This window comes from Phytobacter ursingii (assembly GCF_001022135.1).
Taxonomy (GTDB): Bacteria; Pseudomonadota; Gammaproteobacteria; order Enterobacterales; family Enterobacteriaceae; genus Phytobacter; species Phytobacter ursingii.
This window is the reverse complement of record NZ_CP011602.1, coordinates 4,009,889-4,034,226: the sequence shown is the minus strand read 5'-3', so window position 1 is coordinate 4,034,226 and position 24,338 is coordinate 4,009,889. Positions and strand designations below refer to the sequence as shown.

At 53.4% G+C, this 24,338-nt stretch carries 24 protein-coding genes; 17 read left to right on the top strand and 7 right to left on the bottom strand.

Annotated elements, in window-relative coordinates:
* Positions 1-7: 7 nt before the first annotated feature.
* Positions 8-529: a DUF2569 domain-containing protein gene (locus tag AB182_RS22535; RefSeq protein WP_052958912.1), complete on the top strand. Its 522-nt coding sequence runs from the start codon at positions 8-10 to the stop codon at positions 527-529.
* An 86-nt stretch (positions 530-615) separates the two neighbouring features.
* Here AB182_RS22535 and fbp read toward each other — a convergent pair whose 3' ends face one another.
* Positions 616-1,614, bottom strand: a complete 999-nt coding sequence (gene fbp / locus AB182_RS22530; protein WP_047372046.1) for a class 1 fructose-bisphosphatase — start codon at positions 1,612-1,614, stop codon at positions 616-618.
* Between the two features lie 174 nt (positions 1,615-1,788).
* Here fbp and mpl point away from each other — a divergent pair, with 174 nt between their 5' ends.
* Positions 1,789-3,165: a UDP-N-acetylmuramate:L-alanyl-gamma-D-glutamyl-meso-diaminopimelate ligase gene (gene mpl, locus AB182_RS22525; RefSeq protein ID WP_047372045.1), complete on the top strand. Its 1,377-nt coding sequence runs from the start codon at positions 1,789-1,791 to the stop codon at positions 3,163-3,165.
* A gap of 109 nt (positions 3,166-3,274) precedes the next feature.
* Here mpl and AB182_RS22520 read toward each other — a convergent pair whose 3' ends face one another.
* Together AB182_RS22520 and yjgA are read right to left on the bottom strand one after the other, a co-directional pair.
* On the bottom strand, positions 3,275-4,483 hold the full coding sequence (locus AB182_RS22520) for an aldose 1-epimerase family protein (protein ID WP_047372044.1): 1,209 nt from the start codon (positions 4,481-4,483) through the stop codon (positions 3,275-3,277).
* A 315-nt stretch (positions 4,484-4,798) separates the two neighbouring features.
* Positions 4,799-5,350, bottom strand: coding sequence for a ribosome biogenesis factor YjgA (yjgA, locus tag AB182_RS22515; protein ID WP_047372043.1), 552 nt, complete (start codon positions 5,348-5,350; stop codon positions 4,799-4,801).
* Positions 5,351-5,444: 94 nt separating this feature from the next.
* Between yjgA and pmbA the strand changes: the two genes are divergently transcribed.
* Complete coding sequence (pmbA, locus tag AB182_RS22510; protein ID WP_047372042.1) at positions 5,445-6,797, top strand: metalloprotease PmbA; 1,353 nt, start codon at positions 5,445-5,447, stop codon at positions 6,795-6,797.
* Between the two features lie 155 nt (positions 6,798-6,952).
* Positions 6,953-7,342, top strand: a complete 390-nt coding sequence (cybC, locus tag AB182_RS22505) for a cytochrome b562 (RefSeq protein WP_047372041.1) — start codon at positions 6,953-6,955, stop codon at positions 7,340-7,342.
* 38 nt (positions 7,343-7,380) lie between these two features.
* Here cybC and AB182_RS22500 read toward each other — a convergent pair whose 3' ends face one another.
* Entirely contained in the window at positions 7,381-8,325 is a 945-nt protein-coding gene (locus tag AB182_RS22500) for a quinone oxidoreductase family protein (protein WP_047372040.1), read from the bottom strand.
* A 113-nt stretch (positions 8,326-8,438) separates the two neighbouring features.
* Between AB182_RS22500 and AB182_RS22495 the strand changes: the two genes are divergently transcribed.
* The 10 genes from AB182_RS22495 (at position 8,439) to AB182_RS22450 (ending at position 17,085) form a co-directional block, all read left to right on the top strand.
* Positions 8,439-9,329, top strand: a complete 891-nt coding sequence (locus AB182_RS22495; RefSeq protein WP_047372039.1) for a LysR family transcriptional regulator — start codon at positions 8,439-8,441, stop codon at positions 9,327-9,329.
* A gap of 261 nt (positions 9,330-9,590) precedes the next feature.
* Positions 9,591-9,929 (top strand): PRD domain-containing protein, encoded by a 339-nt coding sequence (locus tag AB182_RS22490; RefSeq protein WP_167337903.1) that lies wholly within the window; start codon positions 9,591-9,593, stop codon positions 9,927-9,929.
* A gap of 10 nt (positions 9,930-9,939) precedes the next feature.
* Positions 9,940-10,302: an SFCGS family glycine-rich protein gene (locus AB182_RS22485; protein WP_047372037.1), complete on the top strand. Its 363-nt coding sequence runs from the start codon at positions 9,940-9,942 to the stop codon at positions 10,300-10,302.
* 2 nt (positions 10,303-10,304) lie between these two features.
* Complete coding sequence (locus AB182_RS22480; RefSeq protein WP_039077746.1) at positions 10,305-10,604, top strand: DUF4312 family protein; 300 nt, start codon at positions 10,305-10,307, stop codon at positions 10,602-10,604.
* 22 nt (positions 10,605-10,626) lie between these two features.
* Complete coding sequence (locus tag AB182_RS22475) at positions 10,627-11,403, top strand: DUF4311 domain-containing protein (protein WP_047372036.1); 777 nt, start codon at positions 10,627-10,629, stop codon at positions 11,401-11,403.
* A gap of 9 nt (positions 11,404-11,412) precedes the next feature.
* Positions 11,413-12,054 (top strand): DUF4310 family protein, encoded by a 642-nt coding sequence (locus AB182_RS22470; protein WP_047372035.1) that lies wholly within the window; start codon positions 11,413-11,415, stop codon positions 12,052-12,054.
* Between the two features lie 42 nt (positions 12,055-12,096).
* Positions 12,097-13,230, top strand: a complete 1,134-nt coding sequence (locus AB182_RS22465) for an amidohydrolase/deacetylase family metallohydrolase (RefSeq protein WP_047372034.1) — start codon at positions 12,097-12,099, stop codon at positions 13,228-13,230.
* On the top strand, positions 13,214-14,332 hold the full coding sequence (locus AB182_RS22460) for a DgaE family pyridoxal phosphate-dependent ammonia lyase (RefSeq protein ID WP_047372033.1): 1,119 nt from the start codon (positions 13,214-13,216) through the stop codon (positions 14,330-14,332). The genes AB182_RS22465 and AB182_RS22460 overlap by 17 nt, the downstream gene beginning before the upstream one ends.
* The gene (dagF, locus tag AB182_RS22455; protein ID WP_047372032.1) at positions 14,329-15,069 is read left to right on the top strand and encodes a 2-dehydro-3-deoxy-phosphogluconate aldolase; all 741 of its coding nucleotides are present in this window, start codon (positions 14,329-14,331) and stop codon (positions 15,067-15,069) included. The genes AB182_RS22460 and dagF overlap by 4 nt, the downstream gene beginning before the upstream one ends.
* Positions 15,070-15,174: 105 nt before the next feature.
* Positions 15,175-17,085 carry a BglG family transcription antiterminator gene (locus AB182_RS22450; RefSeq protein WP_047372031.1) on the top strand — a complete coding sequence of 637 codons (1,911 nt, stop codon included), beginning with the start codon at positions 15,175-15,177 and terminating at the stop codon, positions 17,083-17,085.
* Between the two features lie 197 nt (positions 17,086-17,282).
* Here AB182_RS22450 and AB182_RS22445 read toward each other — a convergent pair whose 3' ends face one another.
* The gene (locus AB182_RS22445; RefSeq protein WP_052958910.1) at positions 17,283-17,762 is read right to left on the bottom strand and encodes a hypothetical protein; all 480 of its coding nucleotides are present in this window, start codon (positions 17,760-17,762) and stop codon (positions 17,283-17,285) included.
* Between the two features lie 385 nt (positions 17,763-18,147).
* On the opposite strand from AB182_RS22445, the gene AB182_RS22440 reads away from it, so the two are divergent.
* From AB182_RS22440 to AB182_RS22430, 3 genes are all read left to right on the top strand, one after another.
* Positions 18,148-18,747, top strand: a complete 600-nt coding sequence (locus AB182_RS22440) for a nitroreductase family protein (RefSeq protein ID WP_047372030.1) — start codon at positions 18,148-18,150, stop codon at positions 18,745-18,747.
* Between the two features lie 619 nt (positions 18,748-19,366).
* Positions 19,367-20,077 carry a fimbrial biogenesis chaperone gene (locus AB182_RS22435; RefSeq protein ID WP_052958907.1) on the top strand — a complete coding sequence of 237 codons (711 nt, stop codon included), beginning with the start codon at positions 19,367-19,369 and terminating at the stop codon, positions 20,075-20,077.
* Positions 20,078-20,121: 44 nt separating this feature from the next.
* Positions 20,122-21,123 (top strand): fimbrial protein, encoded by a 1,002-nt coding sequence (locus AB182_RS22430; RefSeq protein ID WP_047372029.1) that lies wholly within the window; start codon positions 20,122-20,124, stop codon positions 21,121-21,123.
* An 82-nt stretch (positions 21,124-21,205) separates the two neighbouring features.
* Here the strand turns inward: AB182_RS22430 and nrdG are convergent, their stop codons facing one another.
* Positions 21,206-21,670, bottom strand: coding sequence for an anaerobic ribonucleoside-triphosphate reductase-activating protein (gene nrdG / locus AB182_RS22425; protein WP_047372028.1), 465 nt, complete (start codon positions 21,668-21,670; stop codon positions 21,206-21,208).
* Positions 21,671-21,955: 285 nt separating this feature from the next.
* Complete coding sequence (nrdD, locus tag AB182_RS22420; protein WP_047372027.1) at positions 21,956-24,091, bottom strand: anaerobic ribonucleoside-triphosphate reductase; 2,136 nt, start codon at positions 24,089-24,091, stop codon at positions 21,956-21,958.
* Positions 24,092-24,338 lie beyond the last annotated feature (247 nt).

Below are 24,338 nucleotides of genomic sequence, written 5' to 3'. Positions count from 1 at the left end.
AGGATAGATGGACACACAGGAAGAGATCAGAAAACACATTTGTATTCAGTGCGATAACGAAGCGCTTAAAGGCGGCGATTACTGCGCGGCGTGTGAGGACAAAGCATTTAAGAAAATCGGTGGCTGGTTGTATCTTCCCGCGTTGGGGCTGCTTGTGGCGTTAGTGATGAGTATTTTTGCCATCAATAACACCGCGCGTGCGCTACTGGCATTCAGCAACAGTTTTACCACCACAGGCCTTGTGGTCATTTACTTTGAGCTCTTTGGTTTTATCGGACAGTTCCTGCTCACTATTTATGTCGGCAGTCTCTTTTTGCGCAAAAAGCGCCAGTTACCGCTTACTTACATCATTTTTCTTCTTTACGGCGTGGTGTTTGTGGGTGTGGATTTATGGCTCGCGAACGCGCTGATGAACCTTCCGATTGGCTATGACGACATACGTTCTCTGATTCGCGCGATTGTCGCTTGCTGTATCTGGATACCCTATTTCCGGATGTCTGAACGTGTAAAACGGACTTTTGTGCATTAAGCAAAAGACCCGGATGCGGCATAAAGCCTTATCCGGGCTATTAACCCGTAGCCCCGGTAAGCGCAGCGCCACCGGGGAGTCAGATATTACGCGTCCGGGAACTCACGCATAAAGCGTTCGACGTCATCTACCATGTGTTCATTCCCGACGAAGAACGGGCGGCGCTGATGCAGGCTTTCCGGCACGATATCCAGAATACGGTTTTTACCGTCACTCGCTTTACCGCCAGCTTGTTCCGCCAGGAACGCCATCGGGTTGCACTCATACAGCAGACGCAGCTTCCCTTCCGGGTGGCTCGCAGTGCTCGGATACAAATAGATACCGCCTTTGAGCAGGTTTCGATGGAAATCCGCCACCAGTGAACCGATATAGCGCGTGGTGTACGGGCGCAGCGTGGACTTATCCTCTTCCTGACAGAATTTGAGGTACTTCTTCACGCCCTGCGGGAATTTGATGTAGTTGCCTTCGTTGATGGAGTACGTGTTTCCTTTTTCCGGGAAGCGCATACGCTCCTGGCACAGGCAGAACACACCCAGAGACGGGTCATAGGTGAAGGCATGAACGCCACAGCCAGTGGTGTACACCAGCATGGTGGACGAGCCGTAAACCACATAGCCCGCAGCAACTTGTTTACTACCCGGCTGCAGGAAATCTTCTTCGGTGACAGGCGTGCCTACCGGCGTAACACGGCGGTAGATAGAGAAGATGGTACCGACAGAAACGTTAACATCGATGTTACTGGAGCCGTCCAGTGGATCCATGAGCACAACATATTTCGCGTGTTCGCAGCCTTCGAAAACGACGATTTCGTCTTCTTCCTCAGAGGCAATACCCGCGACAATATCTCGCGCACGCAGCGCGGCTTTCAGTTTTTCATTGGCAAACAGGTCGAGTTTTTGCTGTACCTCGCCCTGGACGTTCTCGGCGCCACTGGCACCCAGGATATCAACCAGACCCGCTTTGTTGATATCACGATGGATGATTTTGGCACCCAGTTTTATTGCCGAGAGCAGTGCAGTCAGCTCACCGGTAGCATGAGAAAATTCATGCTGCTTTTCGACAATAAATTCACCTAACGTTTTCATACCCTGTCCCTACGTTTTATATGGAGTAATGTCACTGCAACAATATTAACAAAGATTCAAATGTTCGCGCACAGGTGAATCGCGCCAGCACAATACGGATTATCCTGAAATGCATTTCCGTCGTATGAGACAAGAGGGTAAAATGTGCGCCGTAAATAAGAAGGATAGAGACGAATGCGCATTCATATTTTGGGGATTTGTGGCACCTTCATGGGTGGGCTGGCGCTGCTGGCGCGCTCACTGGGCCATGAAGTAACGGGTTCGGACGCCAATGTGTATCCGCCGATGAGTACCTTGCTTGAGAAGCAAGGCATTGAACTTATTCAGGGTTACGACGCCAGTCAGCTTGATAACGCGCCGGACCTGGTCATCATAGGCAACGCAATGACGCGCGGGAATCCGTGTGTTGAGGCGGTGCTGGAAAAAAACATTCCGTATGTTTCAGGCCCGCAATGGCTGCATGACTTCGTGTTGCGCGACCGCTGGGTGCTGGCAGTGGCGGGAACACACGGCAAAACGACCACGGCAGGCATGGCAACCTGGATTCTGGAAGCCTGTGGTTATAAGCCCGGATTTGTTATTGGCGGCGTGCCGGGCAATTTCGAGGTTTCCGCTCGCTTAGGGGAAAGCCCGTTTTTTGTCATCGAAGCCGATGAATATGACTGCGCGTTTTTCGACAAGCGTTCGAAATTCGTGCATTACTGCCCGCGTACACTGATCCTCAATAACCTTGAGTTCGATCATGCAGACATTTTCGACGATCTGAAAGCGATCCAGAAACAGTTCCACCATCTGGTGCGTATCGTACCAGGGCAGGGCAAGATCATCTGGCCTGAAAGCGATATCAATCTGAAACAGACGATGGCGATGGGCTGCTGGAGCGAGCAGGAGCTGGTGGGCGAACAGGGTCACTGGCAGGCCAAAAAACTGACCACCGATGCGTCTGAGTGGGAAGTGCTGCTGGACGGCGAATCTGTCGGGCAGGTGAAGTGGGGGCTGGTGGGCGAACATAATATGCATAACGGCCTGATGGCGATTGCCGCTGCCCGCCATGTTGGTGTTGCGCCAGCCGATGCTGCTGATGCGTTGGGCTCGTTCGTGAATGCCCGTCGTCGCCTTGAACTGCGCGGTGAAGCGCACGGCGTTAAAGTGTATGACGATTTCGCACACCATCCGACGGCGATTCTGGCGACGCTGGCGGCCCTGCGCAGCAAAGTGGGCGGTACGGCGCGCATTATTGCGGTGCTGGAACCGCGCTCTAACACCATGAAAATGGGTATCTGCAAGGATGACCTGGCACCCTCCCTGGGGCGGGCCGATGAAGTCTTCCTGTTACAGCCTCAGCATATTCCATGGCAGGTCGCGGAAGTGGCTGACGCCTGTGTGGTGCCCGCCCACTGGAGCGGCGATGTCGACGCGCTGGCAGATATGATCCTCAAAACGGCGATGCCGGGCGATCACATTCTGGTGATGAGCAATGGCGGATTTGGCGGTATTCATCAGAAATTGCTGGATGGGCTGGCGAAGAAAGCCGAAGCGGCCGTAGAGTAATTGTCCTGCTTGTCGTGCGACAGTACAGGGCGGTTGCGCAGGCGGTAAGCGTGAGATGAGATGTGCAGAAAACCGCGCCATCTGATGGGAATGGCGCGGTTTTTTATTTTTATTCTTTGGCGATTGGCGTGTCGATAATCTGCGGTGCTTTATTACCCTGAATATCGGCAACGCGTTTTTCCACATCCTTCACCTGGCTTGCATTATGCAGCAGGGTGTAGGTCAGATCGAAACGGGTGCTCTGGCCCGGCTCAAGTTTCTTGACGCGTTTCTGTTCGCGCTCAATGGTTACCGGGTAAGCGTAGCTGGTGCCCGGCTCAATCCCCGTCACATAGCCCTGTTTCAGCGTGTCGGTATTTTTCCACAATGTCAGCACCGGCAACTGCTGGGTGTTAAAGCTGATAGCCGCCCCTTTATCGCCGGCTTTGTTAATCACCGCCGCCACCGTCTCTTTACGCGCGTCAGCCAGCGGCTTGAAGTTAAATACCATTTCATCGAAGCCTTTCGTTGGCCCGCTGTAGGTTTGCCAGTTTTTCAGCCCGGCTTTGGCATAATCGTTGAACGGACTGACGCTCTCTACCGGGGCGATAAAGCGCGCGCCATCTTCCAGAATCGGCGTGCCGAAGTTGCTGTGGTAGATGATCTGGTAATCGTGCGCATAATCAGCATGGTTGGTCAGCACGTCATGCAGAGTAAAGCTGTTGCTGCCCGGAATGTAGCTCAACTCCATTTCGGTCTGCAGATCGGCTTTCTTGAAGGTGCTCTCTTTCACCAACCCACGAATGCGAATTTCATACGGCGCTTTCTCGCTGACATCAACGGAAACCTGTGAGGCCGGGGTGTTACCCACTTTGCCATGCAGGGTGTAGATCTGACCGTCAGCGGTGACCGGGTGCCCCGTCCATTCATAGCCGCAGCGCACCAGCATTTCATTGAATCCTTCCAGCCAGCCCAGTCCATTGCGGCTTTCCAGATTCATATAAGCCGGATTAACCACCTCTTTTACCGGTGAATCCCAGCCCATCCGCACGCCAAAACCTTCAACGCGAAGCAAATTCATGCCGCGTGTCGGGCTCAGGGTGATTGTCAGACCATTCTGGCTGCTGATGGTGATAATTTTACTGCCTTCCTGCTTGCCGCCATGCAGGACTTTTTGCTCAATGCTGAAGGTCTGATCCTTAATTTTCAGCTGCTGGCTTGTGACCTGCCAGTTTCCTTGTTCCACGCCGCTTTCAGCGCTTGTCAGCAACCATGTCTTTGCGCAAACGTTGCCAGAGATAAGCAGAGCGAGGGTAGATAACACCAGGGCTTTTTTCATTTTTATTCCTTTTTGCTGAATCGATTATTTTCATGACCCCTGAAATCTAATAATTGCAGACGCTAAAAAATGTGATCCGTTTCATCTGGTGTAATAAAGCGCAGTTGAGTGATCAAAAATCTGCCATTGATCGCTTTTATCTATGTAATGATGGGCTTATATACATAAAAAATGTGATGTATGAAGATTTTTGCTTTAACGATTCAGCTTGAATAAGCAGTGATTATCAAACAGATAGATGCCAGGGCAGGGTTGCCAAAGGCGAGGGGAAGGGGGAAAAGCGATGTGCGGGGCGAGCCGCACATCCGGGAGAGATTACTCTGCGGCTTCGGACAGCTCGCGCAGGTACTGGAAAATCAAACGCGCGGATTTCGGCGGTTTGTTTCCTTCTTTCTCTTTCTTCGCGTTGCGGATAAGCGTACGTAATTGCTGACGGTCTGCGTCCGGCCACAGACCTAACACTTCAGCAATGGCGTCATCGCCTTCCTCAATCAGGCGGTCGCGTAGCTGTTCCAGCTTGTGGAAAAACGCCACCTGTTGGTTATGGCGGTTTTTCAGCTTATCCAGCGCCTGGCGAATCGGCTCAACGTCGCGTTGGCGCAGCAATTTACCAATCAGCTGCAACTGGCGGCGGCGGCCTTCCATCTTGATACGTTGCGCCAGTTCAACGGCGTCGCGCAGGTCCTGGTCGAGCGGGATTTTCTCCAGCGCGTTTTTACCCAGGTCTACCAGTTCCGCGCCCAGGCGTTTTAATTCCTCGGCGTCGCGTTTAATTTCACTCTTACTGACCCAGATGATCTCATCATCTTCGTCCTCGATGTCGTCACCGGGAACGTCGTCGAGCCAGTCGTCGGGCTGCTTTGTCATCTCAGGTTCCTCAAAAAAGAGGCTAATGTTACCAGTTAAGGGGCGCACTGAAAAACGGTTCTCTGTTAGACTTCAAAGATTCTCTCCTCTAATTATGGCATTGGCGATGAAAGTAATCACACAAGTTGCACAACAACGCAAAGCACTGGAAGAAGCGGTTTCTACCGCGCTGGAGTTGGCCTCCGGAAAAGCGGATGGTGCGGAAGTGTCTGTCAGCAAGACCACCGGCATCAGCGTCAGCACGCGCTACGGTGAAGTGGAGAACGTAGAATTTAACAGCGACGGGGCGTTAGGGATTACGGTTTATCATCAAAACCGTAAGGGCAGCGCGTCGTCTACCGATTTAAGTCCGGATGCCATTGCTCGCACCGTGCAGGCGGCGCTGGATATTGCTCGCTACACCTCGCCGGATCCCTGTGCCGGGGTGGCGGATAAAGAGCTGCTGGCCTTTGACGCACCGGATCTGGATCTCTTTCACCCGGCGGAAGTCACCCCGGATGAAGCCATCGAACTGGCCTCGCGCGCAGAGCAGGCGGCGCTGAAAGCGGACAAACGCATTAACAACACCGAAGGCGGCAGTTTCAATAGTCACTACGGTATTAAAGTCTTCGGCAACAGCCACGGTATGCTGCAGGGCTACGCCTCCACGCGTCATTCGCTCTCAAGCTGCGTTATCGCCGAAGAGAACGGGGATATGGAGCGCGATTACGCTTACACCATTAGCCGTGATATTCGCGATTTGCAAAGCCCTGAATGGGTGGGCGAAGAGTGCGCGCGCCGTACGCTGTCGCGCCTTGCGCCGCGTAAACTCTCGACAATGAAAGCGCCGGTCATTTTTGGTCATGAAGTGGCGACCGGGCTGTTCGGCCATCTGGTTGGGGCGATTGCGGGTGGGTCGGTGTATCGCAAATCGACCTTCCTGCTCGACTCGCTGGGTAAGCAAATTCTGCCGGAATGGCTGACCATTGAAGAACACCCGCATTTGCTGAAAGGGCTGGCGTCCACGCCGTTCGACAGTGAAGGGGTGCGTACAGAACGTCGCGATATCATCAAAGAGGGCGTTTTAACGCAGTGGCTGCTGACTAACTACTCTGCACGTAAACTGGGGCTGAAAAGCACCGGGCACGCGGGCGGGATCCACAACTGGCGGATCGCCGGGCGCGGCCTGAGTTTTGAGCAACTGCTCAGGCAGATGGATACGGGTCTGGTTGTTACCGAACTGATGGGGCAGGGCGTTAGCGGCATTACAGGCGACTATTCCCGTGGTGCGGCGGGTTTCTGGGTGGAAAATGGTGAAATTCAGTATCCGGTAAGTGAGATCACCATTGCAGGAAATCTGAAAGATATGTGGCGTAACATCGTTACGATTGCTGACGATATCGAAACACGTAGTAATATCCAGTGTGGTTCAGTGTTGTTACCGGAGATGAAAATCGCCGGTCAGTAATGCCCGTCATATTTCTGGTTGCAGGTGCGTTGGCTGCCCGTGCTTACCCCAGTCGCTTACATGGGTAAGTGGCTGGAATTTACGCGTTGGCCGCCTGCCTGAAACTCGAATTATTCAGGGTTTGGCTTTTTTAATAATAAAAAAGGAAGTGAGCAATGCGGAAAAAACTGCTGGCGATGTTAGCTGTCTCTACCCTTGTCCTGAGTTCGGCACAGGTGTTCGCCGCCGATCTTGAAGATGACATGGGCATCCTGAATGACAATCTTAAAGTGGTCGAAAAAGCAGATGATGCAGCGACCATCAAAGATGCATTAACCAAAATGCGTACCGCAGCACAGGATGCGCAGAAAGCCACCCCGCCGAAGCTAGAAGGTAAAGCGCCGGACAGCCCTGAAATGAAAGATTATCGTCAGGGCATGGAGACGCTGATTGGGCAAATCGATGGCGCACTCAAACTCGCCAACGAAGGCAAAGTAAAAGAAGCAAAAGCGGCGGCTGAAGATTTCAAAGCCACCCGCAACAGCAACCACAAGAAGTTCCGCTAATATCCCAAAGCGGGGCATAGGCCCCGCTTTCCTTCCCTCTACGGGACAAGTACGATCTTCCCGCTAAACGCCCGGTTTTCGAGCAAACGATGTGCGTCTGCCCCTTCATTAAGTGAAAACGCGGTGATCTCTGGCAGGGAGACATGTCCGTCCTTGATAAGCCCGAACAGGCGATCCGCACGCAATTGTCGTTGCTCACGCGAGGTTAAATAGGTCCACAGGTCGGCTCCCAGAACCCCGGAGGATTTCAGCAGGAAATCCGCAGGATCCACCGCCGGAATTTTCCCTCCTGACATCCCAAACAGCACCACGCGACCGCCTTCTTTGAGGGCTTCCAGGCTCTGCAACAGCGTGCTGCCAACGGAGTCAAAAACGATATCGCAGCCTGTGGCCTGTTTCTGCCAGTTGTCATAACCCACCGCCATTTCCGCCCCGTGGGCGAGGCAGATTGCCTGCTTCTGCTGGCTTGATGCGACAGCAAGCACGTGAATGCCCCGGTGGACGAGCATGCGCGTCAGTAGCCGTCCGACACCACCGGCCGCCGCCAGCACGGCAACGCGCATCCCCGGTAAAACCGGCAGGACATCGTGGATCAGGTAATCAGCGGTCAACCCTTGCAACAGCACGGCGGCGGCCTGTTCCTCGCTAAGCCAGTCGGGAAGGTGAATGGCATGGGTTTGCGGTACGAGAACGTGGCTGGCATGTGCCAGCGGCACATCGGTAAAGCCGATACGATCCCCAGGCTGCCAGCCACTGACCCCCGCTCCGACCTGCACCACCCGTCCGGCCCCTTCATAGCCCGCTGTCCATGGGGCGTCGCCGGCAAGGGGATAGCGCCCCTGTCGTCGGTAGACATCGGCAAAGTTAAGCCCGGCAGCGGAGATTTCAACCAGAATGTCGCCTTGCCCTGGCGGGGGAGTGGCGCGCTCTCGCAGGTACAACACGTCGGCAGAGCCAAACTCATCAAAAACCAGTGATTGCATAATAAAATGACCTAATAGAGGGTAATATGACGATTATTCCTCCCTGCCATGGGCGAATAAAGAGGGCTTCGTTATTTAGATTTGATAGCCAAAATTTATAATTGGGGTGGTGAATGGATTACTTAAAATGCGTTGAGTCTTTTGTCCGCACGGTGACCTGCGGCAGTTTCACCGCCGCGGCGGAAGAGCTTGGCATCACCCCGGCAATGGTAGGGAAACATGTGCGCGAGCTGGAGGCCAGAACGGGTTGCCAGTTGATTCACCGGACCACCCGGCGTCAGGGGTTGACGGATGCCGGCCAGCGTTTTTACCAGTATGGGCTGCAGATCCTTGCCACCATTCGTGAGGCGGACGGGCTGGCAAACCACCTTTATGACCATGTCGCGGGCATGCTGCGTATTAGCGCGCCGGTGACCTATGGTCAGCGCGTCCTCACCCCCATTCTGTCGCGTTTTTTGCAGCGCTATCCTGGGGTCGATGCTGAAATGGTGCTGACTGATCGGAAAGTGGATCTGATTGAGGAGCGCTTCCAGTTGGCTGTCCGCATTGGCAATATCAACGATGACGGGATCGTCGCCATTCCGCTTCCGCCGTATCGTATGATCCTTGCCGCCTCCCCCGAATACCTGCAACGCCACGGTACGCCGCTCACGCCGCAGGATCTGAGGCAGCATCATTGCATCAGTTTCAGCCAGTGGCGCTCGGATCATTGCTGGCAACTGGAAGGCCCCTCTGGCAGGCTGGAGATCGCTGTCACGCCGCGTCTGATGGTCGATTCTGGTGAAGCGATACGCCAGGCGGCGCTGTCCGGGCTGGGGATCGTGCAGCACTCCGTTCTGACGTTACAGCAGGACATCGACGAAGGCCGTCTGTGCCCCGTACTGCCAGACTACCTGCCGCCACCGCGGCCAATGCATCTGTTGCGCTTACCGATCAGGCCGCTACTGCCGATCGTCTCCTCGTTTACCGACTACTTTTTGCAGGCGATTAAAACGCCTCTTTGACTCTTTTTCATAAGGAACCCTTATCACGTCACACTTTTCCCTTCACCTTGATCGTTTTTTTATTCTCCCTGACTCCCGTTTTTCCGCATTTTTCCGTCAAAGATGTGACCACTGCACAGTGAAAAGCCCCGCAGGGGTGCAGTAATGTGGCGCAGATCACTAAAGTCTCCCGGCTTTCCACTTCAAAGTGGAAAACTCCTCGCTACAAACTCTTAACCTGCAACGTTAGTTTTATTCCAGGCCATTAACGGGGTAAGACGAGTGAAAAACGGAGCGGTAATGAACGACGCTGGAGACGGGGCGGAGCATACGGCAAATCTGGCCGAACGCATGCTGACGCAGGTGTATACCTTGCTGAGCCACCACAACATTACGCCTAACGCGGTACAGCAACAGATGTTGACCTCGCATGTCCGCGCGATGGCGCACCGGTCGGTGACCGGCGAGCCGCTGCCGGAGGTGGATGCCAGTCTGTTTGACGAAATCTCGCCTGAATCAATGCAGCTTGCCCGCGACATCGTGGCGCAATTTGGCAATCTCCCGGAAGAAGAAGCCTGGCTGCTGTCGGTGCACTTCGAAGTGGCAAAAGACAACCTGTAAGGAGCGAACAATGGAACAAATTACCGTAGTGATTGGCGACCGTCTGGGGAAAGGCCAGAAAGTGGCGGCAGGTGTTGAGAAAGCCGGTGGTCGCGCCGTGGTGGTACCGGGCGTGGCGGCAGATATTAAGCTGGGCGATGTGATGAAAGCGGAAAACGCGACCTTCGGCATCTCGTTTTGCGGCAGCGGCGGCGCGGGCGCTATCACCGCGCAAAACAAACACGGCTATAAAGCCAAATACGGCATGCGCTCAGTTGAAGAGGGCGTGACCGCCATCAACGAAGGCTGCAATGTGCTGGGTTTCGGCTTTATGGATAAAGAAGAGTTAGGCGAGCGCCTGGTGCAGGCGTGGCAGAAGAAATACGGCGCGTAACCATGAAAGAACAGTTCACCACCACGGTCAGGGTTAAAGGGAAAGGCGAGGCGAAAGCACGCGCGTTTTCCGATGCGCTGAACCATGTTCAGGCCGCGGTGATGAAAGCGTCGCCGCACATTTTACTGCGCATAGAGCCACAGGATGTGCAGGTTGTTCATGCGCATGAAACGACGCGGAAAGAAGCTTTTTTATTCTTCTTTCTGCGCCGCGAAAGACGGACGTACAGCGTGGAGCTGGATGTCACCGTCAACGTGACCGCCATCAATCTCGACAAAGTGGATTTCGTCACGCAACGCTGATTCTGACTAAAAGGGCAGACTGATGTTCTTAATCATACTAATAAAATCGCTCATCATCGGCGGCCTTGTGGGCGTCGGGGTAGGCGCTGGGGCTGCACGCATGTTTCATGCGCCGACCACGCAAGGGATGGGCGCATTTCGTACACTCGGTGAGCTGAACTCCTGCGAAGGGGATCCAGCCTCTCACTTCTCCTTTGGTTTAGGCTTCTTCTTCAATGCCTGGGCCTCGTCCGTTGCGGCGGGTTCCTTCACCCAGGATGTTGATCATCGCATTATCCCGAACTGGGGCGCGGCGGCATTGATGGTGAAAAACCGCAACGTCGGCGAAACCCTCCACGATCCGAAAAAGATGGCCATCGCCTGTGGCTTGATCGGCATGATCGTGGTGACCTTCCTTAACCTGACGGCCTCCTCCGTTCCGGCGGCACTGCAGGTGACGGCGGTGAAAGTGCTGGTGCCTGCGGCGAACCTGCTGGTCCACACGGTCATGCCAGTAATTTTCTGGCTGGCGGCGATCGACGCGGGTAAAAAATCCGGCTTCTGGGCCACCGTCTTTGGCGGGGCGGCACAGCTCATCATGGGTAATGCCGTGCCAGGCCTGGTACTGGGCATTCTGATTGGTAAGGGTGTGGAAGAGAGCGGCTGGCATCGTGTCACCAAAGTGATGATGAGCGCCATTGTGGCCCTGTTTGTCCTGAGCGCCTTCTTCCGTGGCTTCGATCTGAAAATGATCCAGTCCTTCCACCTGAGCGCGCCGAACTGGCTGGAGCTCATCCATAACTCGCTCAGCGGCAAGTAAGGAACGATGATGGAACAGAATAAAGGTTTTTGGTACGCAGACTGGTCATTCCCGATTTTTGTCGGTCTGCTCTCTTCCGGCGTGTTCGCCGGGACACATATGTACTACCTCTACGGTATCGGTGCCTTTAACGAAGTGGCGTTCGTGGCGATGCTGAAATCGGGTATTGATACCGGTGCATACGGCGCGGTAGCCGCCTTTGGCGCGAGCTTCCTGTTCGCCCGTATTATCGAAGGTTCGCTGGTGGGCATTCTGGACATCGGCGGGGCGATTCAAACCGGTGTGGGCCTTGGCGTTCCGGCGCTGTTGCTGGGGGCGGGGATTATGTTCCCGGTGACCAACTTTATCGCTTCACTGGCGACCGGCCTGGTGATTGGCCTGGCGATTGGTTACATCATTATCCTGGCGCGTAAGTTCACCATTAACCAGAGCGACTCCACCTACGGGGCGGATGTGATGATGGGGGCGGGCAATGCTTCCGGCCGTTTCCTGGGGCCATTGATTATCCTCAGCGCGATGACCGCGTCGATTCCTATCGGCATCGGCTCGTTGATTGGCGCGTTGCTGTTCTATCTCTGGCAAAAACCGATTACCGGGGGTGCCATCCTCGGGGCGATGCTGCTGGGCTCCCTCTTCCCGATTGCACTTTGATCTGACCGGGCGCGTAAGCGCCCGCTATCACTGGAGATTTGCATGTTTGATTTACTCCTGCGCCGGGCGCGTCTGGTGGATGACACGGTGACGGATATCGCCATCGAAAACGGTAAAATCGCGGCGCTGGGCGACATTAGCGGCCCGGCGGCCAAAACCGTCGATTTAGGCGGTGAGCATTACGTGAGTGCGGGCTGGATTGATTCTCACGTCCATTGTTACTCCAAATCACCGCTTTACAATGACCAGCCTGACAGCGTCGGTATCGCGACGGGGGTGACCACGGTAATCGATGCAGGGAGTACGGGTGCAGACGACATTGATGACTTTTATGCCCTTACCCGCAAGGCCGTGACCGAGGTTTATGCGCTGCTCAATATCTCGCGCGTTGGGCTGATCGCGCAAAACGAACTGGCGAACATGGCGAATATTGACGCCGATGCTGCGCGCGAGGCGGTGAGACGCCATCCGGATTTTATCGTTGGCCTGAAAGCGCGTATGAGCAGCAGCGTGGTCGGCGAGAATGGCATTAAGCCACTGGAGCGCGCCAAAGCGATCCAGCAAGAGAACGGCGACCTGCCGTTAATGGTTCATATCGGCAACAACCCACCGGATCTGGATGAGATTGCCGACCTGCTGACCTCTGGCGACATCATCACCCACTGCTATAACGGCAAGCCTAACCGCATTCTGACGCCGTCCGGCGAACTGCGAGCCTCTATTATGCGTGCCATTTCGCGTGGCGTGCGTCTGGATATCGGGCACGGTAGCGCCAGTTTTAGCTTTGCCGTTGCGAAGCAGGCTATTGCTCTTGGCATCCTGCCGCAAACCATCAGTTCGGATATCTACTGCCGCAATCGGATCAACGGCCCGGTCTTCTCGCTGGCGAAAGTGATGTCCAAATTCCTGGCTATTGGTATGTCGCTGCCGCAGGTGATTGCCTGTGTGACCGACCATGCCGCCGACGGCCTGCGTTTGCGCCGCAAAGGCCGGCTTGCCGTCGGCTATGACGCCGACCTGACCATTTTCGACCTGCGCCGTCAGCCCGTGCTTTTTCGTGACGCGGAGAATGACACGCTGCAGACCGACCAGTTACTCACGCCGCTTGCCGCCATTCGTGCAGGCAAGGGCTATATGACCGAACAAGGGAGTGCGGAACATGTCTTCGATTTATGAAAAATATCAGCTAAAGCAAGTGATTAATGCCTCCGGGCGCATGACGGCATTGGGTGTTTCCACGCCGCGCCCGGAGGTCGTGGATGCCGTGCTGAGCGGCATGAATCACTACTTCGAAATGAAAGATCTGGTGAACAAGACCGGCGACTACATTGCGAAGCTGCTGGAGGTGGAAGGGGCGACGGTGGTCTCCTGCGCCTCGGCGGGGATCGCCCAGTCGGTGGCGGCGGTGCTGGTAAAAGACAGCGACTGGTTGCTGGAAAACCTGCACAGCACGGCGATCGAGAACAACGAAATTGTTCTGCCACGCGGCCATAACGTCAACTTTGGCGCGCCGGTGGGCACCATGGTGGCGCTGGGCGGCGGAAAGGTGGTGGAAGCAGGTTATGCCAACGAGTGTTCTGCCGATCAACTGGCGGCGGCCATCTCCCCGCGCACGGCGGCAGTCCTCTATATCAAATCGCACCACTGTGTACAAAAAAGCATGCTCAGCGTCGAGCAGGCGGCGGTTGTGGCGCGTAAGCACAACCTGCCGCTGATTGTGGATGCGGCGGCGGAAGAAGATTTGCAGTGTTATTACCGTGCCGGGGCCGATCTAGTGATTTATAGCGGCGCGAAGGCGATCGAAGGGCCAACCAGCGGGCTGGTCATCGGCAAAACGCAGTATGTGGAGTGGGTCAAACGCCAGACGGCGGGGATCGGGCGCGCCATGAAAGTGGGTAAAGAGGGCATTCTCGGTCTGACATGCGCCATTGAACACTACCTGAGCGCCACCAAAGAGAGCGGCGCAGAGATGGTTGCCAAAATGACGCCGTTTATCGACAGGCTGAACACCCTCAATGGCGTCAGCGCGCGGGTAGTGTGGGACAGCGCTGGTCGCGACATTGCCCGTAGCGAAATCAAGTTCGATGAAGCCATCACCGGTATCGCCACCGGCGAGCTGGTCAGTGCCCTGAAACAGGGGGAATACGCCATTTATTTCCGTGGTTATAAAGCCAATGAAGGGATTATCGAAGCCGATGTACGCAGCGTGACTGCTGAGCAACTGGACATTGTGGCAAATCGTATCGCCGAAGAATTGAATAAGGAGCACCGCGCATGAAACTGACGCCCAATTTTTATCACGACCGTGTCTGCCTGAATGTGCTGGCAGGAAGTAAAGCCAACGCCAGCGCTATTTACGAGGCCGCAGAAGGTCATGTACTGGTGGGGGTGCTCTCCAAAAATTACCCGGATGTGGCAAGCGCGGTGGCGGACATGCGCGAGTATGCGGCGCGCATCGACAATGCGCTCTCCGTGGGGCTGGGGGCGGGTGATCCGAATCAGTCGGCGATGGTGAGCGCCATCTCCCGCGAAGTACAGCCGCAGCACGTTAATCAGGTCTTTACCGGGGTGGCGACCAGCCGTGCGTTGCTCGGGCAGAATGAAACCGTGGTGAACGGGCTGGTGTCGCCAACGGGCACGCCGGGCCTGGTCAAAATCTCTACCGGGCCGCTTAGCAGTCAGGCGGCAGAGGGCATCGTGCCGGTGGAAACGGCGATTGCCCTGCTCAAAGACATGGGCGGCAGTTCGATTAAATATTTTCCGATGGGCGGCCTGAAATGTCGCGACGAGTACCAGGCCGTAGCTGAGGCGTGCGCGCGTTATGACTTCTGGCTGGAGCCGACGGGCGGTATCGATCTGGAGAACTTTGGCGAGATTTTACAGATCGCACTGGACGCGGGGGTGAGTAAAATCATTCCTCATATTTATAGTTCTATTATTGATAAGGTAAGCGGCGATACCCGCCCTGCGGATGTGCGCCAGTTGCTGGCGATGACCAAAGCGCGCATGGGTTAAGAGACCCTCACCCCCGCATGTTTTATGTCCCCTCGCCCCTCTGGGGAGAGGGTTAGGGTGAGGGGACAACCTGACCGCCATATTCAGAAGCAAGAGGACAATGACGTGCGATTCCCCAACCAACGTTTAGCGCAACTGTTCATGATGTTGCAAAACGAGACGCTGCCGCAGGATGAACTGGCGCAGCGGCTGTCGGTTTCCACGCGTACCGTCCGGGCTGATATCACTGCACTGAATGCTTTACTGGAAAGCCACGGGGCGCAGTTTATTCTCAACCGTGGCAGCGGTTATCAGCTAAAAATTGACGATGCTACCCGCTATGAGACGTTACAGGCGGAGCGACCCCGCACATTGCGTATTCCGCGCAGCGGGCCGGAGCGGGTGCATTATCTGCTGCTGCGCTTCCTGACGTCGGCCTTTTCCATCAAGCTGGAGGACCTGGCTGACGAGTGGTTTGTCAGCCGCGCCACGTTGCAAAATGACATGGCGGAGGTGAGAGAGTGGTTTTCCCGCTACCGACTGACGCTGGAGACCCGGCCACGCCACGGCATGAAGTTGTTCGGTAGCGAAATGGCGTTACGCGCCTGCCTGACGGATTTGCTCTGGGAGCTGACGCAGCAGAACGCCCGCAACCCGCTTGTCACCGACGAGGCGCTCAATAAAGGGATACCGGAGCAACTGGCGGTGATCCTGCACGACGTTTTTACCCGCCATCACATTCGGCTGACCGATGAGGGCGAATTGTTTATTCGCCTGTATTGCGCGGTAGCGGTACGCCGTATCAGCGAAGGATTTCCGCTCTCAGAGTTCACAGCCGAAGACGGTGACGAGAACGTGCGGGATGCCGCGCGGGAGATTGCCGATGCGCTGCAACAAATGGCGGAAAAACCGCTGGCGGCTTCGGAAGTACACTGGTTGCGGGTACATATTGCCGGGCGTCAGTTGCAGGACATTACCCCCAGCGCCATCAGTGCGGACGATGACGAAGCGCTGGTTAATTACATCCTCAATTACATCAACAGCCACTATAACTACAACCTGCAAAACGATGCGCAGTTACATGCGGACCTGCTCACCCATATCAAGACCATGATCACCCGGGTGCGCTATCAAATCATGATCCCAAATCCGTTGCTGGATAACATCAAACAGCACTACCCGATGGCGTGGGACATGACGCTGGCAGCAGTCTCCAGTTGGGGGAAATACACACCCTATGTGATCAGTGAAAATGAAGTCGGTTTCCTGGTGCTGCACATCGGCGTTGGCCTGGAGCGACATTACAATATTGGCTATCAGCGACAGCCACGCGTGATGCTGGTGTGCGATGCGGGCAACGCGATGGCGCGCATGATTGAAGCGGTGTTGCAGCGCAAGTATCCGCAGATTGAGGTCACCCGTACGGTGACGTTGCGCGACTATGAGCAGTGCGAGGCCATTAGCGAAGACTTTGTTATCTCCACGGCAAGAATCAGTGATAAAGATAAGCCGATTGTGACCATTGCGCCGTTCCCGACGGACTATCAGCTTGAACAGATTGGCAAACTGGTGCTGGTGGACAGAACGCGACCGTGGATTCTTGAAAAGTATTTCGATGCCTCGCATTTCACTATTATCGACCGTCCGTTAGACAGACAAACGTTATTTACTACGCTTTGTGCCCAGCTTCAGCGGGAAGGGTTTGTTGATGCTGATTTCCTCGACTCGGTTGTGGAACGTGAAGCAATTGTCAGCACCATGCTGGGGGAAGGGATCGCGTTGCCGCACTCGTTGGGGCTGCTGGCGCAAAAAACAGTGGTCTATACGGTGTTGGCGCCACACGGTATTCAGTGGGGAGAGGAGACCGCTCACGTTATTTTCCTGCTGGCCATAAGTAAAAGTGAATATGAAGAGGCGATGGCGATATACGATATTTTTGTGACATTTTTACGTGAGCGCGCTGCATCCCGATTGAGTGCCTGTAAGGATTTCATGGCATTTAAAGCGGTGGCAATGGAATGCGTTAGCCGTTTTTAATGGGTTTGCGCGTTGAAACAACGCGCCCCATTTGACCAGACGTTAATGCTTAATATTCCGAAAGAGTAAACCAAATATTCTCTTCAATGCCTGAGCTTATTTTCCTTGCTGGAATAAGGCTTTCTTATCTTATATTCCTGTGTGCGTAGTAAATGATTCACTATTCCGCAAGGAAAATTGATTATATTTTTTTATATTTATTCTGCGCTTCCGGCATGAGATTTAATAGTCTCTCCCGGTGTCCCCGCAATATTGGCCATCTCAATATTTAATGCGTCCTGAACGTTTTCTGTAGAATGACTAAACTGTTGCTGCAGGTCCTGTGCCGTTAATCTGACGCCAGAGAGAGCATCAACCATCTCTTCACTCCCGTCAGGATACTTCACCACCGAGACCAGGCGGCCATGAAATAGCGGGATGCCCGTCATTTCCAGGGTGTAGTCAGTCTTTTTTATTTCTTCCTGTTTTAATTGATGTTGTTTCTTAATTTCCTCCGCGGTTTTGGACGATAGCGAAAGTTTGGTACTGCTATCATCGCTGCCAGAGCTATTCGTGTCAGAATTAATATCTGCTGATTTGGGTTTATTTCGCAGACCAAACGTACTTTCATTATTTGATAAATGAGGATCACCGAGTGAGCCTGCGCTTACGGCGGTAATTTTATCAATACCGTTCATTGTCATCTCCGAAAAATGCAATCCAGGACCTGATGCAAGGAGCCTTGTGCCTCGTTGGATGATGAATCTACGCGGGAAAGAACGAGACTACGTCATTATCGGCAGTAAAAAGAATATATTTAGAAAATAATCATGCAAAGGGTTCTTTCACTTTTTTTGAATGATAGATCCAAATAGTTCTGCTTTCCCTAACCGGCTGGCAGGATTACTCTTTTCACAGTCAGGGCGAACAGCCAGTGGGGTGTTTGCTCTCGTTTAAGGGACAGACAGGAATCAGCGAACCATGAACTCGTTTCAGCGAATTTTGAACGCACTACTTTCCCGGGAGCAGCCTGTCACGCAAACCCCAACTCCGTTGGAATTCACTACGCTTTCAGGAGGCGTTATGCCAGAGAACTACCTTGCTTTAGCAAAACAACGCAGAACGATTTATGCACTGGGTAAAGACCTGCCGTTGCCGGACGATGACGTTATTCAGACTATTCAGGACGCCATCAAGCAAGCGCCATCTGCATTCAACTCGCAGAGTTCTCGCGCGCTGATCCTGCTGGGCAATGAACACAACAAATTCTGGGAACTGGTTCGTGAGCAACTGAGAAAGATTGTTCCGGCAGAGAGCTTCCACGCCACCTCCGATAAACTCGATGGTTTTGCTGCTGCTGCGGGTTCCGTGCTGTTCTTTGAAGATCAGGACGTCGTGACCGGACTACAGGAGCAATTTGCCGCCTACGCCGACAATTTCCCGATTTGGTCAGAGCATAGCTCCGGTATCGCGCAATATGCGGTATGGCTGGCCCTGGCTGAGAAAGGTATTGGTGCCAACCTCCAGCACTACAATCCGCTGGTGGATGAGGATGTTCAGCGTACCTGGAATATCCCGGCAAGCTGGAAACTGCGTGCGCATATGAACTTTGGTTCGATTATTGCGCCTGCCGGTGACAAAGCTTATATGGATGACGCTAAACGCTTTATCGTGGCGAAATAATCCAGCTGGTTCCGATGTGGCTCGCGTATCCATAGCTCCGGTAAGCATCATGCTTCCGGGGAAGGCCCGGAGAGTGGTATACGTATCTTCTCCGGGCTATGCGATTAAACGCCATGACGCACAGTCCCCACCAGACAGGTGATAATTCACCTGTCTGTAAAGGGCCAAAAAAGAGAGTGAGTTTTAACCCTTCGATATTACCGAAACCCTTAAAACATGAAGAAATAAGATAAAGTGTATGCGGCTTTTATATTCATCAGAGTTCTGCTTTTGCGAAAAATAATTCCACGTCTCGCTGTGACTCCTTAATATTTATGAAGAAATTACACATGCCCTCCCTCATCTCCTGGTAAACTTCTTTCTCCATTTATCAAGTTAATGTCACGTCTTAATACGATTTTATCTACAAGCAATAAAAATGTAGGTTGAAAGCGATACGCGAATTTCAGTACAATCCGCAGAAACAATATTACATGAAGTAACCCGTCCCACTTTTATTTCATGCGAATTATATATGGCTCATATTTATCATTTACATGAATGTTTTGGATAAAGTGAAGCTAATATTCTTCATATAAATGCATTAAGAGGAATGAGATATTTCACGGAGGGATATACCATGCATGGACGTGCGTTTTTTCTATTTTTCCTGTTCTGGTGTGCGGCGACACAGGCTGGGATCCAGTTCGACAGCACGCGGATTATTTATCCGGCGGCAAAGCGCGAAATAACGCTCGCGCTGACCAACAATGCCAGCACGCCGCGCCTGTTACAGGCGTGGATGGATAATGGCGATCCCACTCTTCGACCCGATACGTCCACCGTTCCTTTTATCGTCACGCCGCCTGTTTTTCGTCTCAATGCCGCCAAAGGTCAAACGCTGCGTATTCGTTTTATCGGCGGTAATGTTCCGCAGGAACGTGAATCGGTTTTCTGGCTGAACGTGCTGGAAGTGCAGCCAAAAACGAAGCACAAGGCAAATGACGATAACGTTATTCAATTCCCGGTGCGCTCCCGTTTAAAACTCTTTTACCGCCCGACGGGGTTATTGGGTACGCCGGGCGATGCGGTGAAAGCGCTGCGCTGGCGGCTGGTCAGTGAAGCGGGCCAGGACAACATGGAATGTGAGAATCCGTCGGCATTCAGCGTCTCTTTTGCCCGTATCAGCCTGAGTGAAGCCGATGAACAGGATGAGGGAGTAACAGGCATGTGTCCGGCGAAAGGACGTTATTTTTTTACGCTACCAGGTACGGGGCAGGGAAAAATTTATTACACCACCATTAACGATCATGGCGGCTTTACCCGGCATCATGCCGTATATAGCCATTAAGGGAATAAATTATTAACGCTCCGGTTGGAGCAGGGAAATATGCGATGAATGTGCTAAAACATTTTTTTAATTTGTCTCTGTTTATGGGGTTAACGACACTGAGTTTTATCTGCAATGCAGGATGTTGGTATACTTTTGGTAACACTCATAATTATTCTTACACTGTTAATATTACATCGCTGTCAGTGGCGAGTAATCAGCAGCCTAATACACCTCTGGGCCCAGTAATGTCCATTCCGCAGGGCGGTCAGACATTTTTTGCATGCCATTCAGCGCCTGTTAATATGATGACAAAATTTTCTGAAACATTGACAGAGTCTGCTTATCCCGGGATTTATAAGACTAATGTGGCAGGTATAGGTATTAAGGTTTGGGTGGAGAGTAGCAGTAATGTTGTCGGTAACAATTTATCGGTATATGGCAAATGGCCAACTTCCAGTTTTGGGAGTTTCGTCTTTGGGAAGACATATGCTCAATTCTATGTTATCGATGTGGTTAGTAAGGATGACGGCCCGTTAATGCTCGACTTTACGGTGGAAGGATGGATAAATAACACAGTTTCCACCAGCGGCGGCATAAAAACTGCCGACATAAAATTTACCAGCGATATCCCCGTCACCGTCAAATCCTGCGAAACCCCCGATATTTCCGTTGACCTGAAAAAACACAGTAAATCTGATTTCGCCAGTGTTGGTTCCACCAGTGCCGCGACACCGTTTAATTTTGCAATCAAAAAATGCAGTAAGGATATGGCGGCGGTGAAGTATACCTTTAAGCCTGCTGCGGGGATCAATCTGGTCAATTCAGGCGGCAGTGATCAATATATCACTCTGCGAAGTGGCTCGACGGCGAGCGGGGTGGGGATTCAGGTGCTGTATGCCAATGACACGCTGGTGCCTTTTAACAGCGCGGTGAAATACACCGGCTACAACCCCTCTTTGGGCGGTGATTACGTAATCCCGATGAAAGCCCGTTATATCCGCACGGGTGAAGTCAGTCCCGGTTCAGCAAACTCTGCCGTGGAATTTATGATGTCGTATGAGTAATTCTCTCACTGTCATCGGTATCCTCAGAGGGGATGCGCTTATCCGGCCTGTGAATCACCTCAGCGTGTGCTGGGGTGATTTATTAGCGCAGGTGATGCACAACCTGGTTGCTGCTGCCCCGCCAGATAAGTGCCGGGTCTTTTAAATCCTGCACGAACTTTCCGTCAATCAACACGTTAATTAAATCGACAACGGCCATTTGCGCGTCGTTCAGTTCGTTTTTCTTATACCCGGTCCAGACCCAAATATCTTTACCCGGACACTCGGCGCGGATGCGCTGCACCAGTTTAAGGATATCCGGTACATTCTGCGGATGGAGCGGATCGCCGCCGGACAACGAAATCCCCTGGCGTTTCACCCGGGTGTCGTTGAGATCGTGAATGATCTGGTCTTCCATCTCCTGGGTAAATGGCTTGCCGGAGTTTAACCGCCAGGTGCTTTTGTTGTAGCAGCCCGGGCATTCGTGCACGCACCCGGAAACGAACAGGGTGCAGCGTGTGCCGGGGCCGTTGACTATATCGACAGGGTAATACTGGTGGTAATTCATTTTCGCTTCTCAAGTGACGCCATTACTGCGTTGGCTGCTCTCACTCATCCGGGTCACTTACTTGAGTAAGCTCCCCGGAATTCCTTCGTTTGCCGCCTCGTCCTGACGCCACCTGCTTTGCGAAAAACGTGGATCAGGTAAGTTACAGTAATTGAAGCTGCTTTCGATCGGCACCCTCTCTCTTGAGGGAGAGGGTGAAAACCGGCGCAGAACTTAACTCCGCTCTCGATCTGTCCCCTCGCCCCTTTGGGGAGAGGGTTAGGGTGAGGGGAACAAAAGAGCAAATCAGCCGAGCTGCCCGTTCCCCAGATGTTTCACGCGGCGTTTCACTTCCTCCTGCTTCCCGGCGTTAAACGGACGGGCATCCGGGCTGCCAAGATAACCGCATACGCGGCGGGTCACCGACACACGTGCGGCGTCGTGGTTGCCGCATTTCGGGCAGGTAAATCCTTTGCTGGTACACTCAAACTCGCCGGTGAAGCCGCACTCATAGCACTCATCAATCGGCGTGTTGGTACCGTAATACGGCACATGTTGATAGCTGTAATCCCAGACGTCTTCCAGCGCACGCAGGTTGTGCTGGATATTCGGGTACTCGCCGTAGCAAATGAAACCGCCGCTGGCGAGCGGGGGGTACGGCGCTTCGAAATCAATCTTGTCGTACGGGTTTACTTTCTTCTCGACATCAAGGTGGAAGCTGTTGGTGTAATAACCTTTATCCGTAACGCCATCTACCACGCCAAACTCGGCGGTATCCAGACGGCAGAAACGGTCACACAGGTTTTCACTCGGCGTGCTGTAGAGGCTAAAGCCGTAGCCCGTCTCTTCTTTCCACTGATCCACCGCCTGACGCAGACGTTCCACAATCGCCACGCCTTTGGCGCGCAGCGCTTCACTGTCGAACATATGCTCATTGCCGAACAACGCGTTGATGGTTTCGTGGATGCCGATATAGCCCAGGGAGATAGACGCACGGCCATTTTTGAAGATTTCAGAGACATCGTCGTCTGCTTTCAGACGCACGCCGCAGGCCCCTTCCATGTACAAAATTGGCGCCACACGCGCTTTTACCCCTTCCAGGCGGGCGATTCGGGTCATCAGTGCCTTACGTGCCAGCACCAGACGTTCGTCCAGCAGTTTCCAGAACGCGGCTTCGTTGCCTCTGGCTTCCAGCGCGATGCGCGGCAGGTTCAGACTAATGACGCCCAGGTTGTTGCGTCCGTCGTGGATCTGTTCGCCGTTCTCTTCATACACGCCGAGGAAGCTACGACAGCCCATCGGCGTCTTAAACGAGCCGGTCACTTTCACGACCTGATCGTAATTGAGGATATCCGGGTACATGCGTTTGCTCGCGCACTCCAGCGCCAGCTGTTTGATGTCGTAGTTCGGGTCATCAAACTTATGGTTCAGGCCGTCTTTAATAGCGAACACCAGTTTCGGGAACACGGCGGTTTTACGGTTTTTCCCCAGACCCGCGATACGGTTACGCAAAATCGACTGCTGAATCAGGCGCGATTCCCAACTGGTGCCCAGACCAAAGCCAAAGGTGACGAACGGGGTCTGACCGTTGGCGGTATGCAGCGTATTGACTTCGTATTCCAGTGACTGGAAGGCGTCGTAACACTCTTTTTCGGTGCGGCTGTGCGCGTAACCGTCGGCATCCGGAATCTGCCATTCGTCGGCGACTTTACGGTGTTTGGCAAAGCTTGCAGTGACAAACGGCGCCAGCACTTCGTCGATACGGTTAATGGTCGTGCCGCCGTAAATATGGCTGGCTACCTGCGCGATAATCTGTGCGGTGACCGCAGTGGCGGTAGAGATGGACTTCGGCGGTTCAATTTCCGCATTACCCATTTTAAAGCCGTGGGTCAGCATGCCTTTCAGGTCGATCAGCATGCAGTTGAACATCGGGAAGAACGGTGAATAGTCGAGATCGTGATAATGGATTTCGCCACGTTCATGCGCCAGTACGACATCGCGCGGCAGCAGGTGCTGACGGGCATAGTGTTTGGCAACGATGCCGGCCAGCAGGTCACGCTGGGTCGGAATGACTTTACTGTCTTTGTTTGCGTTTTCGTTCAGCAGTGCGGAATTGGTCTGTTCCACCAGGCCGCGAATTTCCTGGTTCAGGCGGCCCCGTTTTTCACGCGCGATGTCGCGGTCATGGCGATATTCAATATAGGCACGCGCGAGTTGTTTGTGGGAACCGGACATCAGCTGGTTTTCGACAGCGGTCTGGATCTCGCTGATGTCGACCTGCGAACGGTTTTGCATCTGCTGACTGACAATTTCTGCGACGGTGGCGCAATAGTCTGCGTCATCGACTCCCGCTGCTTTAGCTGCACGTAGAATGGCTTCTTTGATGCGCTCTGATTTGAACGGTACTTTCTTACCGTCTCGTTTCATCACATGCGGTGTCATGATCACTCCATATTAAAAACAGGTTATCCACAGAGGTGAGGAATTATTCACTGGAGGTAAGTGTTGTTGCGACAGTGAGTTCCCCGAATCCTGACCCTTGTTATCCACAATTCCGGCCAGCGTCGGTACCGTTGCTTTGTTGGAATAATAGACGATTAATACAATATGTTGGGTCGGCGTGCATTCTAAGTTCTATATATAGTGATTTGCATCAAACAAGTTTGCGATTTTTTTGATGCAGAACAAA